The sequence below is a fragment of the Mycobacterium asiaticum genome, from assembly GCF_001673635.1.
Taxonomy (GTDB): Bacteria; Actinomycetota; Actinomycetes; order Mycobacteriales; family Mycobacteriaceae; genus Mycobacterium; species Mycobacterium asiaticum_C.
The window spans coordinates 1-13578 of sequence record NZ_LZMH01000014.1 but is presented as its reverse complement, the minus strand read 5'-3'; the positions used below and the strand labels follow the sequence as shown (position 1 = coordinate 13578).

12 protein-coding genes are annotated in these 13578 nt (G+C 67.6%); 9 read left to right on the top strand and 3 right to left on the bottom strand.

What is annotated here, in order from left to right:
• Positions 1 to 80 precede the first annotated feature (80 nt).
• Positions 81 to 488 carry a MarR family winged helix-turn-helix transcriptional regulator gene (locus A5645_RS03955; protein WP_065128540.1) on the top strand — a complete coding sequence of 136 codons (408 nt, stop codon included), beginning with the start codon at positions 81 to 83 and terminating at the stop codon, positions 486 to 488.
• Between the two features lie 25 nt (positions 489 to 513).
• The gene (gene purD / locus A5645_RS03950) at positions 514 to 1782 is read left to right on the top strand and encodes a phosphoribosylamine--glycine ligase (RefSeq protein WP_065128539.1); all 1269 of its coding nucleotides are present in this window, start codon (positions 514 to 516) and stop codon (positions 1780 to 1782) included.
• Here the strand turns inward: purD and ggt are convergent.
• Both ggt and A5645_RS03940 read right to left on the bottom strand, forming a co-directional pair.
• Positions 1779 to 3362, bottom strand: a complete 1584-nt coding sequence (gene ggt, locus A5645_RS03945) for a gamma-glutamyltransferase (RefSeq protein ID WP_065128538.1) — start codon at positions 3360 to 3362, stop codon at positions 1779 to 1781. The two genes, purD and ggt, sit on opposite strands and share 4 nt — an antisense overlap.
• 26 nt (positions 3363 to 3388) lie before the next feature.
• A complete protein-coding gene (locus A5645_RS03940; RefSeq protein ID WP_065128537.1) occupies positions 3389 to 4297 on the bottom strand; it encodes an alpha/beta hydrolase-fold protein in 909 nt (302 codons plus the stop codon).
• Between the two features lie 55 nt (positions 4298 to 4352).
• Here A5645_RS03940 and A5645_RS03935 point away from each other — a divergent pair, with 55 nt between their 5' ends.
• The 5 genes from A5645_RS03935 to A5645_RS29020 are packed head-to-tail and all read left to right on the top strand — an operon-like array spanning position 4353 to position 11005.
• Positions 4353 to 5027 carry a TetR/AcrR family transcriptional regulator gene (locus A5645_RS03935; RefSeq protein ID WP_155767833.1) on the top strand — a complete coding sequence of 225 codons (675 nt, stop codon included), beginning with the start codon at positions 4353 to 4355 and terminating at the stop codon, positions 5025 to 5027.
• Between the two features lie 47 nt (positions 5028 to 5074).
• Positions 5075 to 6493 (top strand): adenylosuccinate lyase, encoded by a 1419-nt coding sequence (purB, locus tag A5645_RS03930; RefSeq protein WP_065128536.1) that lies wholly within the window; start codon positions 5075 to 5077, stop codon positions 6491 to 6493.
• Positions 6490 to 7734, top strand: coding sequence for a cytochrome P450 (locus A5645_RS03925; RefSeq protein ID WP_065037886.1), 1245 nt, complete (start codon positions 6490 to 6492; stop codon positions 7732 to 7734). The genes purB and A5645_RS03925 overlap by 4 nt, the downstream gene beginning before the upstream one ends.
• The gene (locus A5645_RS03920; protein WP_301336977.1) at positions 7734 to 8714 is read left to right on the top strand and encodes a tellurite resistance/C4-dicarboxylate transporter family protein; all 981 of its coding nucleotides are present in this window, start codon (positions 7734 to 7736) and stop codon (positions 8712 to 8714) included. Before A5645_RS03925 ends, A5645_RS03920 begins: the two co-directional genes overlap by 1 nt.
• Positions 8715 to 8773: 59 nt before the next feature.
• On the top strand, positions 8774 to 11005 hold the full coding sequence (locus tag A5645_RS29020) for a serine/threonine-protein kinase (RefSeq protein ID WP_065037885.1): 2232 nt from the start codon (positions 8774 to 8776) through the stop codon (positions 11003 to 11005).
• A gap of 9 nt (positions 11006 to 11014) precedes the next feature.
• On the opposite strand, the gene A5645_RS03910 is transcribed toward A5645_RS29020, so the two are convergent.
• Positions 11015 to 11632 carry a hypothetical protein gene (locus A5645_RS03910; RefSeq protein WP_065128535.1) on the bottom strand — a complete coding sequence of 206 codons (618 nt, stop codon included), beginning with the start codon at positions 11630 to 11632 and terminating at the stop codon, positions 11015 to 11017.
• Positions 11633 to 11692: 60 nt separating this feature from the next.
• Here A5645_RS03910 and A5645_RS03905 point away from each other — a divergent pair, with 60 nt between their 5' ends.
• Complete coding sequence (locus tag A5645_RS03905) at positions 11693 to 12586, top strand: phosphoribosylaminoimidazolesuccinocarboxamide synthase (protein ID WP_065128534.1); 894 nt, start codon at positions 11693 to 11695, stop codon at positions 12584 to 12586.
• Positions 12583 to 13578: S9 family peptidase (locus tag A5645_RS03900; protein WP_172830456.1), on the top strand; the 996-nt coding region annotated here is incomplete at its 3' end. The genes A5645_RS03905 and A5645_RS03900, both read left to right, overlap by 4 nt.

The window sequence follows — 13578 nt, the reverse complement described above, 5'->3', positions numbered from 1 at the left end:
CGCCGCTTTCTGATAGATTGTTCGATTATGCGTTTGTTCATTAATAAACTAGTTCATGTCTGAACGATCTGGCAAGTCGAATGTCTGAGATCGACGCGGCCAAGATCTGGTCGCTGAACTACCGCGTGCTGTCATCGGTGATTGCCAGCGTCCAGGCCGACATCGGTGCACTCGGACTGGAGGCCAAGGAGCTGTTCCTCCTGGCCGAGGTCGACGAGCATCCCTATCCCGCCGAACTGGCGGTGGCGCTGACCATGCCCAAGGCGACGGTCACGCTGTACCTGAAGCGACTCGAGGCGGCCGGATTCGTGCGGCGCGAGATCGATCCCGCTGACCTGCGCCGCCACCGGCTGCTGCTTACCGACTCGGGCCGCCGGGTTACCACCGACGGCCTCGGGCTACTGGCCGGCGAGTTCGACCACCGGCTGGAACGCCTTAGCCCCGCGCAACAAAAAGAACTGAAAAACCTGCTGGAAAAGATTCTCTGAGGCGTTGCCGCTAGTCTGACGTGTCGTGCGCGTCCTGGTGATCGGCTCCGGTGCCCGTGAACATGCCCTGCTGCTGGCGCTGAGCCGGGATCCGCAGGTCACGGGCCTGATCGTGGCGCCCGGGAACGCCGGTACCGGCCGGCTCGCCGAGCAGCACAACGTCGACATCACCTCGAGTGCCGAGGTCGTGGCGTTGGCCCGCAAGGTAGAGGCCGACCTGGTGGTCATCGGGCCCGAAGTGCCGCTGGTGCTCGGAGTGGCCGATGCCGTGCGCGCTGCGGGCATCGCGTGCTTCGGCCCCGGTAAGGATGCGGCCCGCATCGAAGGCTCCAAAGCGTTCGCCAAGGAGGTGATGGCCGCCGCCGGCGTCCGCACCGCGTCCAGCGAAATCGTCGACAACCCGGGGCATTTGGATGCGGCGCTGGATCGCTTCGGACCGCCGGCCGGTGACCCCGCCTGGGTGGTCAAGGACGATTCGCTGGCGGCCGGCAAGGGCGTGGTGGTGACCCCGGACCGCGATGCCGCCCGCTCGCACGCCGCCGGGTTGCTCGAAGCCGGGCACCCCGTTCTGCTGGAGTCCTTCCTCGACGGTCCCGAGGTGTCCCTGTTCTGTGTGGTCGACGGCCCGACGGTGGTGCCGCTGTTGGCCGCGCAGGATTTCAAACGGGTCGGCGACGGCGACGCCGGCCCCAACACGGGCGGGATGGGTGCCTACGCCCCGGTGCCGTGGCTACCCGACGACGTCTACCGAGACATCGTCAGCCGGATCGTGGAACCCGTTGCCGCCGAATTGGTTCGGCGCGGCAGCCCATTCTCCGGACTGCTCTATGCCGGCCTGGCCATCACATCGAAGGGCCCCGCGGTGGTCGAATTCAACTGCCGATTCGGCGATCCGGAAACCCAGGCCGTGTTGGCCCTGCTGAATTCACCGCTGGGCCAATTGCTTTACGCCGCCGGCACCGGCACGCTCGCCGACTTCGGGCCACTGCAGTGGCGCGAGGGCGCCGCCGTCACGGTGGTGCTGGCAGCCGAGAACTATCCCGGACGGCCGCGGGTCGGCGACGTCATCAGCGGTTCGGAGGCCGAGGGTGTCCTGCACGCCGGCACCGCCAGGCGCGACGACGGCGCGATCGTCTCCTCCGGCGGGCGGGTGCTGTCGGTGGTGGGCACCGGCCCCGACCTGTCCGCGGCGCGCCAACGGGCATACCAGATCCTCGACTCGATCCGATTGCCCGGCAGCCACTTTCGAACCGACATCGGTCAACGCGCGGCCGAGGGGCAGATCACCGTCTAGAACGCCGCGGCCTGCCCGTCCCGGCGGGGATCGCTCACCGCGAGGTACCCGTCGTCGAGCCGCCAGATGGCCTGACAACTCCCGAACGCGTTGTAGTCGTCGACGGTCAGTAGCTCGTGCCCGCGCTCACGCAACTCGTCGAGCGTGGCCGGCGGGAACCCCCGCTCGCAACTGACCTGCATGCCATGCACCCAGCGGAACCGCGGTCCGTCACACGCCGCCTGCGGGTTCTGGCCGTAGTCGGCGATGCGCACCAGCACCTGCACGTGGCCCTGCGGCTGCATGGGTCCGCCCATCACGCCGAAACTCATCACCGGGGCGCCATCCTTGGTCACGAAGCCCGGGATGATCGTGTGGAACGGGCGCTTGCCGGGTCCGACCCGGTTCGGGTGGCCCTGCGTCACAACGAAATCCGCGCCGCGATTCTGCAGGGCGATGCCGGTGCCCGGCACCACCACGCCCGAGCCGAAGCCCATGTAGTTCGACTGGATCATCGACACCATCATCCCCGCGCCGTCGGCGGCGGTCAGATACACGGTGCCGCCCCTGGGCGTTCCGGCCGATGCCGGCTGCGCGCGACGCAGATCGATCAGGGCGGCGCGCTGCTGCAGGTACGTCCGGTCCAGCAGGTGCTCGGCCTGGACCGTCATGTGCTCGATGTCGCCGACGTGGGCCTGCGCGTCGGCGAAAGCCAGCTTCAGCGCCTCGATCTGCACGTGCACGCTGTCGGCGGAATCGACTGGGTACGAGGACACGTCGAACTGCTCGAGGATGCCCAGCGCGATCAGCGCCACGATGCCCTGCCCGTTCGGCGGTATCTCGTGGACGGTATAGCCGCGATAGTTTCCGCGCAGGGTGCCGACCCAGTCGGCCCGGTGAGCCGCGAGGTCATCGGCCCGCATCACCCCGCCGTGCGCGGCGGAGTGTGCCCCCATCTTCTCCGCCAGCTCGCCGCGGTAGAACGCCTCCCCGCCGGTGGCCGCGATCCGCTCCAGGGTGGTTGCGTGGTCGCCCAGAATGCACAGCTCACCGGGGTGCGGGGATCGCCCACCGGGTAGGAACGTCTCGGCGAAGCCCGGTTGGCTGACGAAGACTGGGACCTGGGCGGCCCACTGTGCGGCGATCTTCGGCGAGACCAGAAAACCGTTGCGGGCGTATTCGATTGCGGGAAGGAAGAGCCGCTCGAACGGCAGCTTGCCGAACCGGGCGTGCAATTCGGACCATGCCGACACCGCGCCCGGCACCGTCACCGAGTTCCAGCCGAACGCGGGAACACCTTCGTCACCAAAATAGTCCGGCGTCCACGCGGCGGGGGAGCGGCCGGACGCGTTGAGGCTGTGCAATCCGCGGCCGTCCCAGACGATGGCAAAGGCGTCGGACCCGATGCCGTTGGACACCGGTTCGACCACCGTCAGCGCGATGGCGGTGGCGACGGCCGCGTCGACCGCGTTCCCGCCGTCGGCCAGCATCCGCAGCCCGGCCTGCGCGGCCAGCGGCTGCGACGTGCACACCGCGTTCGCGGCCAGGATCGGGCTGCGTGGCCAGGCGTACGGGAGGTCCCAGTCGAACGGCGCGCTCACGACCGCGAGCGTAGCGCCGGCGCCAGTCAGGCCGTCAGCAGCGGAGCGATCCAGGTCAACTCGGCGGGCAGCTGCGAGCTCCAGAACTCGCCGTTGTGGCCGCCCGGCGAGAAACCGCCCGCCGGCGGGTTGGGCAGTTGGGCGATGAACTGCTTGGTGGCGGAGTAGAACGGGTCGCTGTCGCCGCAGTCGATCCGGATCGGGATCGACGCCAGGGCGGGCATCCCCCACACCGAGTTGGCGGCGTAGTCTTCGGGCCCGTCGAACGCGCCCGGGGCGGCGGCACCCGGCGACGTCCACAACGCGGGGCTGACCGCGCAGATCGCCGCGGTGCGCCCGGAGCCCAGCCGGCCGCCGAGCAGCAGCGCCCCGTAGCCGCCCATCGACCAGCCCAGAAAGGCCACCCGCGAGGTATCCAGGCCGTGGCTGTCCATGATCGGAATCAGCTCGTTGAGCACCATTGCGCCGGAGTCCTCTCCGGATGCCCGCTTGTGCCAATAGCCGCCGCCGCCGTCGACGGCCACCACCGCAAACGGCGGCAACCCGGCGTTGACGGCCTGCGCCAGGCCCTGCTCGACGCCCCCGGCCATCACGCTGGACGCATCATTGCCCTTACCGTGCAGGGCGATCACCGCGCGCAGCGGCTTGGTCTGTCCCGGCGGCCGCGCAATCGCCCAATTGGTCTGGATCCCGCCCCGCGCGACCGATGCGAACGAGCCCGTCACCATCGTCGGGGCGGCCTGCGCGGGCGGGGCAGGATCAAGGGGCCGTGTCGGCGCCAATGGAACGTTTGTCCCAGTCAGTGCCGGCGCAGCCGCTGACGGGTGGGCCTGAAACAGCACGTCGAGCGCATAAGCGCCGACCGCGCCGCAGGTTGCGGCGGCACCGAGGCCCAACACAGCGCGGCGGCTGATCTCTGGCATGCGCGCCATCATGCCATGTCCGTTTCGTGAAAATGGCAACGCCGTACCACTTTGCCTGGCAGCATGGGTGGGTGTGACGGCAGCAGTGACTCCCAAGGGAGAACGTCGGCGGTACGCGCTGGTTAGCGCTGCCGCCGAGCTGCTCGGCGAGGGCGGGTTCGAAGCGGTGCGCCACCGGGCAGTGGCCCGGCGGGCCGGCCTGCCGCTGGCGTCGACCACCTATTACTTCTCGTCGCTCGATGACCTGATCGCCCGGGCGGTAGAACACATCGGCATGATCGAGGTGGCCCAACTCCGGGCCCGGGTCAATGGTCTGTCCCGACGGCGTCGGGGGCCGGAGACCACCGCTGAGGTCTTGGTTGATCTGCTGGTGGGGGATGTCTCGGGGCCTGGACTCGCAGAGCAGCTGATTTCGCGGTACGAGCGCCATATCGCCTGCACCCGCCTGCCCGCATTGCGAGAAAGCATGCGGCGCAGCTTGCGGCAGCGGGCGGAGGCGGTCGCCGAGGCCGTTGAACGGTCCGGACGGTCGGTGCAGATCGAGTTGGTGTGCACGCTGATCTGCGCGGTCGACGGTTCGGTGGTGTCGGCGCTGGTCGAGGGGCGCGACCCGCGCGCGGCCGCGTTGTCGACGGTCATCGACCTGATCGACGTGCTCGCGCCGGTCGATCAGCCGGCGGTGCGAATCGTTGGCTCGCCCGCGGACGACGACGGCCTGACGATGCTGCCGGTCGCCGAATAGCCGCAGGTAGCAGCCGAACGCCTAAGCTGTGTGTTCGTGATGGCCAAGTGAGCATTCCGAACGTATTGGCCGGCCGGTACGCCAGTGCCGAGATGGTCGCCATCTGGTCCCCCGAGGCCAAGGTGGTCGCCGAACGGCGGTTGTGGCTGGCGGTGCTGCGAGCTCAGGCCCGACTCGGCATCGATGTTCCCGCCGCGGCGATCGACGATTACGAGCGCGTCCTGGAGGACGTGGATCTGACCTCGATCGCGGCCCGGGAGCGGGTGCTGCGCCACGACGTCAAGGCACGCATCGAGGAGTTCAACGCACTCGCCGGCCACGAGCACGTGCACAAGGGGATGACGAGTCGCGACCTCACCGAGAATGTGGAGCAGTTGCAGATCCGGCGATCGCTGGAGCTGGTCTTCTCCCACGGGGTCGCGGTGGTGGCCCGGCTGGCCGAGCGCGCGGTTGGCTACCGGGATCTGGTGATGGCCGGTCGTAGTCACAACGTCGCCGCCCAGGCGACCACGCTGGGCAAGCGATTCGCCTCCGCCGCCCAGGAGACGTTGATCGCGTTGACCAGGCTGCGCGAGCTGATCGATCGCTACCCGCTGCGGGGTATCAAGGGGCCGATGGGCACGGCCCAGGACATGCTTGACCTGCTCGACGGGAACGCGGTCAAACTGGCCGAGCTCGAGCAACAGGTCGCCGACTTCCTCGGTTTCGCAACGGTTTTGCACAGCGTCGGACAGGTGTATCCGCGTTCCCTGGACCATGAGGTGGTCTCCGCGCTGGTGCAACTGGGAGCCGGTCCCTCGTCGCTGGCGCACACCATCCGCTTGATGGCCGGGCATGAGCTGGTCACCGAGGGGTTCGCCGCGGGCCAGGTCGGTTCCTCGGCGATGCCACACAAGATGAACACCCGCAGCTGTGAGCGGGTCAACGGGCTGCAGGTGGTGCTGCGCGGCTATGCCTCAATGGCAGCCGAGTTGGCCGGCGCCCAGTGGAACGAGGGTGACGTCTTCTGCTCGGTGGTCCGCCGGGTCGCGTTGCCGGACAGCTTCTTTGCCATCGACGGGCAGACCGAGACGTTCCTGACGGTACTCGACGAATTCGGCGCCTATCCGGCGGTCATCCAGCGCGAGCTGGACCGCTATCTGCCGTTCCTGGCCACCACCAAGGTGTTGATCGCGGCGGTGCGTGCCGGGATGGGGCGGGAGTCGGCGCACCACGTGATCCGCGAGCACGCGGTGGCCACCGCGCTGGCAATGCGGGAGCGTGGCGCCGAGCCCGATCTGCTGGACCGGTTGGCCGCCGATCCGCGGCTGCCGCTGGACCGGGCGGCGCTCGATGCCGCACTGGCCGACAAGAAGGCATTCACCGGCGCCGCCGGGGATCAGGTCGACGAAGTAGCCGGGCTGGTCAACGAGTTGGTAAGCCGCTATCCGGAGGCGGCGAAATACACTCCGGGGGCGATCTTATGACGCTGGCCGGTGCGCTGGCCGACATCGATTTCACCGACCTGGACAACTTCGCCAACGGCTTCCCGCACGACCTGTTCGCCGTGCATCGCCGCGAGGCGCCCGTCTACTGGCACGCGCCCACCGACAACACCCCCGACGGCGAGGGGTTCTGGTCGGTGGCGACATATCGGGAAACCCTTGAGGTGCTTCGGGATCCGGCGACCTACTCGTCGGTCACCGGCGGTGACCGGCCGTTCGGCGGCACCCTGCTACAGGACCTGGCCATCGCGGGGCAGGTGCTCAACATGATGGACGACCCCCGGCACTCGCAGATCCGGCGGTTGGTGAGCTCGGGGCTGACACCGCGCATGATCCGCCGCGTCGAGGACGACCTGCGGGCGCGGGCTCGTCGGCTGCTGGATGCGGTGGTACCCGGCGAGCCCTTCGACTTCCTGGTCGACGTGGCCGCCGAACTGCCGATGCAGATGATCTGCATCCTGCTGGGAGTGCCCGAATCCGAACGGCATTGGCTGTTCGAGGCCATCGAGCCGCAGTTTGATTTCGGCGGCTCGCGCAAGGCTGCGCTGTCGCAGCTGTCCGTCGAAGAGGCCGGTTCGCGGATGTACAGCTACGGCCAGGAGTTGATCGCGGCCAAACGCGCCGAGCCGACCGACGACATGTTGTCGGTGGTGGCTAACGCGTTGCTCGACGAGGCGGACGGGCCGGCCCTGTCCGATCTCGAGGTGTATCTGTTCTTCAGCCTGCTGTTCAGCGCCGGCGCCGAGACGACGCGCAATGCCGTCGGGGGAGGACTGCTGGCCCTCGCGCACCACCCCGACCAAATGCGCGCGCTGCGTGACGATTTCGACCTGCTGCCGACGGCGGTCGAGGAGATCATTCGGTGGACCTCGCCGTCGCCATCCAAGCGCCGAACGGCCACCCGCGACGTCCGGCTCGGCGGACAGCAGATCGAAGTGGGCCAGAAGGTACAGATCTGGGAGGGTTCCGCCAACCGCGACGCCGACGTATTCGACCATGCCGACGAGTTCGACGTCGGGCGAAAGCCCAATCCGCACTTGGGGTTCGGTCAGGGTGTGCACTACTGCCTGGGCGCCAACCTGGCTCGGTTGGAGTTGCGGGTGCTCTACGAGGAATTGCTGTCGCGGTTCGCCGGTGTGCGACTGGTCGAGCCCGTCGAATGGACGCGCAGCAATCGCCACACCGGTATCCGCCACCTGGTCGTGGAACTCCACGAGGGTTAGTGGCGTTTCAGCTCGGCCGTATCGAGCCGTCGCCGGACGTCTTCGCCGTCGTGATGGCGACCGGAATCCTGTCGATCGCCGCGCAGCTGCATCACTACACCCCAATCAGCCACATCCTCGGCGTGCTGGCCTCACTGGGCTTCGTTGTGCTGGCTCTTCTCGTCGCAGTGACCCGCCCGGCCTGGGACCGTACGGACCCCGACGTGACCCTGCGGCTGTTCACCTTCGTCGCCGCGTGCGCGGTCCTGGACAGTCGGTTGGCGAACAACCACCCGGTGGTCGTGACGCTTGGTGCGATGGCGCTGGTGGCCTGGCTGCTGCTGGCAGCTCTCACCGCCCGCAACATGGCAGCCGGCACCTGGACGGCGCTGCGCGACCGCGCCCACGGCGCCTGGGAATTGGGTAGCGTCGGCACCTCGGGCCTGGCGATCGTGGCCACCCAGGTGGCCCGGCACACCGGGCAGCGCTGGTGGCTCGCGCTGGCGATGCCGGTGTGGGTGATCGGGCTGGGTGTGTACGGGTTGATGACCGCGCTGATCGTGTGGCGGGCGATTGCCCAACGGCAAGACCGAGAGGGTTTCGAACCGGATTCCTGGATTCTGATGGGCGGCTTGGCTATTGCCACCCTTGCCGGTGACGGCATCCATGCCCTGGCGCCCGGGTGGCTGGCTCCGGCGGTGCGGGTCGCGACCGTGGTGACGTGGGTGGTGGCCACGCTGTGGATCCCACCGCTGATCTATTTCGGCCTGCGGCGGATCCGCCGCAGGCCTGCCCTGCTGCGATTCGCCGGGGTGTGGTGGGCGATGGTGTTTCCGCTGGGCATGTACTCCGCGGCGACCGCCGCCACCGCCGCCGAACTCGGCCGGCCGGCGCTGAGCACCGTGTCCCTGCTGTTCTTCTGGATCGCCTCGACGGCGTGGGTGACGGTCTGCGCCGCCGGGCTCGTGCGGCTGGGGCGCGCGCTCGGCGGTCCTGGCTAGCTAAGATTTCCGCTACGGCGTCCGCGCATGAATGATTACTCGGCCCCAGGAGTGCGGCGATGAGTGAGACACAGCCCGAAATCGGCACGCAGCTGGGCCCGTATCTGTTGCGGCGCAGGATCGGAAGCGGCGGGATGGGCACCGTGTACGAAGCCCAGGACACCGTCATGGACCGGGTCGTGGCCCTGAAGCTCATCTCCGGTCCCTATGCGCAAGATCCGGCTTACCGGCAGCGATTGCAGCGCGAAGCCAGGATCGCCGGGCGGCTGCAGGATCCCCATGTGGTGCCGGTGCATGCGGCCGGAGAGATAGATGGGCAACTGTTCGTCGACATGCGCCTGATCAATGCCACCGACCTGGACGCCGTGCTGCGGCGGTCGGGACCGCTGCCCCCGACGAAAGCGGTGTCGATCGTGCGTCAGATCGCCTCGGCGTTGGATGCCGCGCATGCCGTCGGCGTGCTGCACCGCGACGTCAAGCCGGCGAACATACTCATCAGTCCGGACGATTTCGCTTACCTGGTGGATTTCGGGATCGCCAACTCAGCCACCGAGGTCAAACTGACGCAGATGGGCGACGTGCTGGGGACCTGGACCTACATGGCTCCGGAACGGTTCAGGGGCGACGAGAGCCAGGTGACTCCGCGCGCCGACACCTACGCATTGGCCTGCGTGCTGGTCGAAGCCCTCACCGGGGCGCCGCCTTTTGTCGGTGACACCGCCAGTCTGATCGGCGCGCATCTCAGTGAGGCGCCGCCGCGTGTTAGCGCACGCCTGGGACTGCCGCCGGCGCTGGACGAGGTGATCGCGCGGGGCATGGCGAAGGACCCGGCGCAGCGATACGCCACCAGCGGGGAGTTCGCCGGGGCGGCCGAAGAAGCTCTTAGGGGTATGGGCAACGCCACGGCAGCCTTCACGATCCCCGCCGCTCCGGCGCCGCCCGTACCGGAACGACCGGTGCAACAACCACCGCCACATTGGCAACCCCCACCCGCCCAGTACGGCTACCCGCCGCACGGCCCCGTGAATTACGTTGCGCCACAAGGGCCGCCGCGGAAAAGTACCCGCACCCGATGGATCCTGATAGCGGCGGCGGTCGTCCTGGTCGCCGCCGTCGTGGCCGGGCTGGCCATTTGGCAACTGGGCAGTGGGAGCGGTCCGGCACCGAAAAACGCTGTCGACATAAGCAAACTGGACGTAGGACACTACGGGACCAAGCCGCGACCATTTCCGGGTCCCACCACCCCGGAGGACGGCCGGTACCTTGAGGCGTACCGCCTCGCCGAGGGCATCGCGAATCCCTTCGCCGTGGACCCCGTCCTGGACCACATCTACGGCAATGCGACGCCGGATCCCCAGACGGCAGCCACGACAATTTCTGGGACCGGGACCCCGCTTACCCAACCGGTGCTGGAGAAGTACGGCATGATCTCGGCGTATTTCGTGGAAGGGGTATCCAAGCGCCTCAACGACTTCGCCCGCGAACCCACCGGCGACGTGCTGCTGATCTTGCTCAGCAGCTTTCCGAACGACGATTCCGCGGCGCGTGCCGCCACCGAGATGGATTCTGTCGACTTCTCGGTCAACCCGGACAACCGGACCACCACGATCCCGGGCTATCCGCAAGCCAAAGCCCACTATCGCCCCGGCTCGCCGTCGGTCGGAGCGACCATGGCCTCGGGCAGGGTGGTGGTGTCCATCGCGGTTCGCAGCGACGCACACCCCGATGTCTCCTACCTGACGCAGCGAATCCAGCGCACCCTGGATCAGCAGGCACCGCTGATGGCCAAGCTGATCCCGATCAACAATGCCGGGCTCACCACCGCGCAACTCGACCCCGATCGCATGCTCAGTCGCCTCTTCATCGCCGGCGATCAGCCGAAGCTGTCCCCAACTTTCGGGAGTATGGGCCCCCACGCGGCGGCATTCTGCGCGGACAGTCAGGCCCAGCGAGAAGGATTGTTCGACGAGGCCGGAATCGACCGCTGCGCCTTCGGTGTGGACGCCGTACTGCTGCGCGCCAAGGACGAATCCGCCGCCCAGGCAATACTGCCAAAGCTGGTCGAGGCTGAGCGCGAAGAATTTATCGACCACGACGTGCCGGGTCCGGCCGAGCTTGCCAATGCACGTTGCTATGAGCAGAAGAAAGAAATCGTGGCCGACAACGCCAATGCGCGCTTCGCGTGCTTTGTTGGCTTCGGGCGGTACGTCGCAACCGTGTCGAGCAACGAGGAGAACGACGCCCGCCAGCGCGCCGCCGCCCAGTACGCCATCTTGGTGAACAGTGCTTGAGCCGATCAGCTAGTCGGTGCGCAACCTGATCCCGGCCGCACGCAATTCCAGCGCGGCCAGCGCCCGGATGACATGCGGATCCGAGTAGCGCCACCCGCCCACCGGATCGGCGCTGACCGCAGCCAGTTTCGCCGGCGATCGGTTGGCCAGCGCGCGCAGCGCCAGCAGTTGTTGACCGGCCGCGGTCTTGGCCAACGCCGTCACGGTCAGCTTGCGCCGGAAGAACCGCAACCGCAGCAGCAACCAGGGCACGGTCACCGCGAGAATAGGCGGCAACGCGACCGCGAGTCCCAGCACCCACGCCAGCCAGGTCGCCGTCGTATCCAGACTGTGCCCGGCGCCGGCGATGTCCAGCGCCGCATCACTGGCCGCGTTCAGCGGTTTGCTGAGGGCGTCCCCGAGCAGCGGGATGTTGCCCGCGCTGTGCCCCGCGGACGCCAGGTTGCCCGCCACTCCCTTCGAACCGGTTTCCACTTGCCGGCCCGCTTCGGCGATCGTAGCGATGGCGTCGTGGACGGCAAGGCCGACGAACACCCAGATCACCGTCCACAACGAGATGGTGATGTCGCTCATCAACTGGCCGAACAGGCGCACAGGTCGGGTTGAGTAAGGCAGGAACCGCGTCATACACCGATACCAGCACAGCTACCGGCCGAATGGTGTCGGCTTGCCCGATAGGCTGTCGCGATGCGACCCGCATTGTCCGAGTACCAGCACCTGGCCAGCGGCAAGGTCCGCGAGATATACCGCGTCGACGACGAACACCTGCTGCTGGTCGCCACCGACCGGATCTCGGCCTACGACTACATCCTGGACAGCACCATCCCGGACAAGGGCCGCATCCTCACCGCGATGAGCGTGTTCTTTTTCGGCCTCGTCGACGCCCCCAACCACCTGGCCGGACCACCCGACGATCCCCGTATCCCGGACGAGGTGCTCGGCCGCGCTCTGGTGGTACAACGGCTGAACATGCTTCCGGTGGAATGCGTGGCCCGCGGCTACCTGACCGGTTCGGGATTGCTGGACTATCAGTCGAGCGGCAAGGTCTGCGGCATCCCGCTGCCGCCCGGGCTGGTCGAGGCCAGCAAGTTCAACGAACCGCTGTTCACCCCGGCGACCAAGGCCGAGCTCGGCGACCACGACGAGAACATCTCGTTCGACCGGGTGATCGAATTGGTGGGGGCGGTGCCCGCCAATCAGTTGCGCGACCGCACCCTGCAGATCTATGTACAGGCCGCCGACCACGCGCTGAGGAAGGGAATCATCATCGCCGACACCAAGTTCGAGTTCGGTACCGATCGCAGCGGTCAGCTGGTGCTGGCCGACGAGATCTTCACGCCGGACTCCTCGCGGTATTGGCCGGCGGACGAATACCGTCCGGGCGTGCTGCAGACCAGCTTCGACAAGCAGTTCGTGCGGAATTGGCTGACCAGCCCGGCGTCGGGCTGGGACCGGCACGGTAGTGCCGCGCCACCGCCGCTGCCCGCCGACATCGTCGAGGCCACGCGCGCACGCTACATCGATGCCTACGAACGGATTTCGGGCCTGAGCTTTGGCGACTGGATCGGCCCGGGCGCGTGACCGACAAGCTCGAGCCACCCCAGGCCAAGCGGGTGGAAACCCGGCGGGAGCATCACGGCGATGTGTTCATCGACCCCTACGAGTGGCTACGCGAGAAGGACAACCCCGAAGTCATCGCCTACCTCGAGGCCGAGAACGAGTACGCCGACCGCCTCACCGCGCATTCGGAGCCGTTGCGGCGGAAGATCTTCGACGAAATCAAGGCGCGCACCAAGGAAACCGACCTGTCGGTGCCGACCCGCCGAGGCGACTGGTGGTATTACGCCCGCACCTTCGAAGGCAAACAGTACGGGGTGCATTGCCGTTGCCCGGTCGCCGATCCCGACGACTGGCACCCGCCCCAATTCGACGAGCACACCGAGATTCCCGGTGAGCAGGTGCTACTCGACGAGAACATCGAAGCCGATGGTCACGATTACTTCGCGTTGGGCGCCGCCAGCATAAGTCTTGACGCCAATCTGCTCGCCTATTCCGTCGACGTGCTGGGCGACGAACGATACACCCTGCGGTTCAAGGACTTACGTACCGGTGAGCGGTATCCCGACGAGATCGTCGGCATCGGGGCGGGCGCCACCTGGGCGGCCGACAACCGCACCGTCTACTACAGCACCGTCGACGAAGCGTGGCGGCCCGACACGATCTGGCGCTACCGACTGGGCTCGGGTGGGTCGTCCGAGCAGGTGTACCACGAACCGGACGAACGGTTCTGGCTCGGGGTGGGACGGACCCGCAGCAACGCTTACGTGTTCATCGCGGCGGGATCGTCGATCACCTCGGAGGTCCGCTATGCCGACGCCACCGACCCCGACGCTGAGTTCACCGTCGTGCTGCCCCGCCGGGAAGGGGTCGAGTACTCGGTGGAGCACGCGGTGCACGGCGATCAGGAACGATTCCTGATCCTGCACAATGACGGTGCGGTGAACTTCACTCTGGTCGAGGTCCCGGTCGGCGAGCCCACCCAGCAGCGCGTGCTGATTCCCCATCGCGACGAT

What these genes read in the sequence shown, in the direction of transcription:
- A5645_RS03955 (WP_065128540.1), top strand. Translation starts at nt 81, where the DNA reads ATGTCTGAGATCGACGCGGCCAAGATCTGGTCGCTGAACTACCGCGTG.
- A5645_RS03940 (WP_065128537.1), bottom strand. Translation starts at nt 4,297, where the DNA reads ATGATGGCGCGCATGCCAGAGATCAGCCGCCGCGCTGTGTTGGGCCTC.
- A5645_RS03925 (WP_065037886.1), top strand. Translation starts at nt 6,490, where the DNA reads ATGACGCTGGCCGGTGCGCTGGCCGACATCGATTTCACCGACCTGGAC.
- A5645_RS29020 (WP_065037885.1), top strand. Translation starts at nt 8,774, where the DNA reads ATGAGTGAGACACAGCCCGAAATCGGCACGCAGCTGGGCCCGTATCTG.
- A5645_RS03910 (WP_065128535.1), bottom strand. Translation starts at nt 11,632, where the DNA reads ATGACGCGGTTCCTGCCTTACTCAACCCGACCTGTGCGCCTGTTCGGC.
- A5645_RS03905 (WP_065128534.1), top strand. Translation starts at nt 11,693, where the DNA reads ATGCGACCCGCATTGTCCGAGTACCAGCACCTGGCCAGCGGCAAGGTC.